The sequence below is a fragment of the Bacteriovorax sp. DB6_IX genome, from assembly GCF_000447775.1.
Taxonomy (GTDB): domain Bacteria; phylum Bdellovibrionota; class Bacteriovoracia; order Bacteriovoracales; family Bacteriovoracaceae; genus Halobacteriovorax_A.
The window spans coordinates 1-2,307 of sequence record NZ_AUNJ01000505.1; the positions used below are offsets into that span (position 1 = coordinate 1).

Below are 2,307 nucleotides of genomic sequence, written 5' to 3' on the forward strand. Positions count from 1 at the left end.
TTATCGCTGAGAATCCAAATGAAGTTTGTCCAGCGAAGTGGAAACCAGGAAGTGAAACACTAAAACCTGGACTAGATCTTGTAGGTAAAATCTAGAAAGAAGTATATTTGAGGCCTGCTTGCAGGCCTCTTTTTTTAAGAGTAAGGAGCATAAGATGCTAGATAATCAAATTATAGAACAATTAAAAAGTGTATATTCTTCGCTAGAAAGCCAAGTTGAACTTATTTATGATGAGTCTACTCACGCCAAGCAAGCAGAGTTAATTGATCTACTTGAAGGTGTAGCATCAACTTCTGATAAAATCTCAACACAAGTCAGCTCAGCGAAATCAGATTACCCGAGATTTGCGTTGAAGGTAAATGGAGAGTTAAATGGTATTTCATTTGCTGGGATACCTGGAGGACATGAGTTTAGCTCTCTTGTTCTTGCCATTTTAAATAGTGATCTTAAGGGAAAACTTCCTGATGATATGATTCTAAATCGCATTAAGGCACTAAAGGGTGAAATAAATCTTAAAACTTATATTTCTCTTTCTTGTGAAAATTGTCCTGATGTCGTACAGGCCTTGAATCTAATGGCCATCTTAAAGAGCGATTTCGGCCATGAGATGGTTGATGGAGAGTTTGCACAAGAAGAAATTGAGAAATTAAAAATACAGGGGGTACCAAGTGTCATCGACGGTGAAACACTTGTACACTCAGGAAAAGCAAGCTTAGTTGATTTACTGGAGAAGCTGGAAGCTCGCTTTGGTAAGGAAGAGTTAAGTGAAGAGACTTCTGCAAAGAAGGATTTAGGAGAAGTTGATGTTGTCGTTATTGGTGGAGGACCTGCGGGGGTTTCATCGGCAATTTATACGGCAAGAAAAGGACTTCAGACTGTAGTCATTACTGATCGAGTAGGAGGTCAGGTACAAGATACGAAGGGAATTGAAAATCTCATATCTGTTCCCTACACTGAGGGACCGGAGCTTTCTCAGGCACTTAATAGGCACATGAATGAATACGATATTAAAACTCTTGAGCACAGAAGGGTAGAGAATATCGAAAATGGTGAGGTAAAAACTCTCTTTCTCAATAGTGGAGAATTCATTAAAACAAAGTCTTTGATTATTGCAACAGGTGCAAAATGGAGAGAACTTGGTGTTGAAGGGGAGAAAGACTATATTGGCCGAGGTGTTGCCTACTGCCCCCACTGTGATGGCCCTATGTTCAAGGGAAAAGATATTAGTGTCATTGGAGGAGGAAACTCTGGAGTTGAAGCAGCGATCGATTTGGCCGGAATTGTAAAGAGCATTACACTCTTAGAGTTTGGAGAAGAGTTAAGGGCAGATGAAGTTCTCGTCAAAAAGTTGGAGTCGTTTGAAAACGTCACAATTATTAGAAATGCTCGAACTGACAAAGTTATTGGTAATGGTGATAAAGTCATCGGACTTGAGTATGAAGATCGACAAAGTGGTGAGATGAAAATGCTTGATCTTGATGGAATCTTTGTACAGATTGGACTCGTCCCAAATAGTGCTTTTCTAGGTGATTTTGTCGAAAAGAATAAGTTTGGTGAAATTGTTATTTCAGAGAAGTGCCGCACTAATGTGAAAGGTGTTTACGCTGCAGGAGATGTGACAACAGTTCCATATAAGCAGATCATTATTGCAATGGGAGAAGGTGCTAAGGCCGGTCTCTCAGCTTTTGAAGATTTAATGATTTCTTAGTCTATAGGTTTATGATCTCCTCTAAGTTATTAGGGGAGATTTAAATCGATTCAATTTCTTCATTTGATTTCACAAGTTCGAGGCATTTTTCCATCACTTGCTTTATTTCAAATGGCTTTACAAAGGCGTAGGCAATTCCCTGACCAACCTGATGAATAAGATTCTTTGTTAACCATGCACTTGTAACGACAATAGGTGTTTTATAATTAATGTGCTTTGAATTGGTTTTAATATGCTTGATAAGATCTTCACCACTTCCTGATTTAAGCTGAATATCTGAAAGGATGAGTTCGAATTGTTGGTTATTTGATTTAAAGAGAGCATCCTTAAGATTGTCGGCCATGACAACTTGAAAACCTTCTTCTTGAAACTCGTCAGCGATGAATTCCGCAATGTCCTTTTCATCTTCAATGATTAGAATGTATCTCTTAAAAATATTCATAATAATATGATAGGCAATTTTCGCTAAAAACTTTAATAGAATTTTGACCAGAGTTTTTTGCTCTCTAAATGAACACTGTTTAAATTAAGAGTATAGAATGAATAATTCCAAACTTAGCTAGCCTGAATAAAGGATTTTTGTAGATTAAAGAGTTTAT

Annotated in this window: 2 protein-coding genes and 1 pseudogene; 2 read left to right on the plus strand and 1 reads right to left on the minus strand. The window is 37.6% G+C overall.

Annotated features, from left to right (window positions below; genetic code table 11):
- Both M901_RS17215 and ahpF read left to right on the plus strand, forming a co-directional pair.
- Positions 1-95: pseudogene (locus M901_RS17215) on the plus strand (peroxiredoxin); the annotation flags it as partial.
- Positions 96-154: 59 nt separating this feature from the next.
- Entirely contained in the window at positions 155-1,708 is a 1,554-nt protein-coding gene (gene ahpF, locus M901_RS15810) for an alkyl hydroperoxide reductase subunit F (protein ID WP_034722708.1), read from the plus strand.
- A 40-nt stretch (positions 1,709-1,748) separates the two neighbouring features.
- On the opposite strand, the gene M901_RS15815 is transcribed toward ahpF, so the two are convergent.
- A complete protein-coding gene (locus M901_RS15815; protein ID WP_021279227.1) occupies positions 1,749-2,150 on the minus strand; it encodes a response regulator in 402 nt (133 codons plus the stop codon).
- Positions 2,151-2,307: the final 157 nt, after the last annotated feature.

Excerpts from the sequence above, each read along its gene's own strand:
- ahpF (WP_034722708.1), top strand. The coding sequence starts at position 155 with ATGCTAGATAATCAAATTATAGAACAATTAAAAAGTGTATATTCTTCG.
- M901_RS15815 (WP_021279227.1), bottom strand. The coding sequence starts at position 2,150 with ATGAATATTTTTAAGAGATACATTCTAATCATTGAAGATGAAAAGGAC.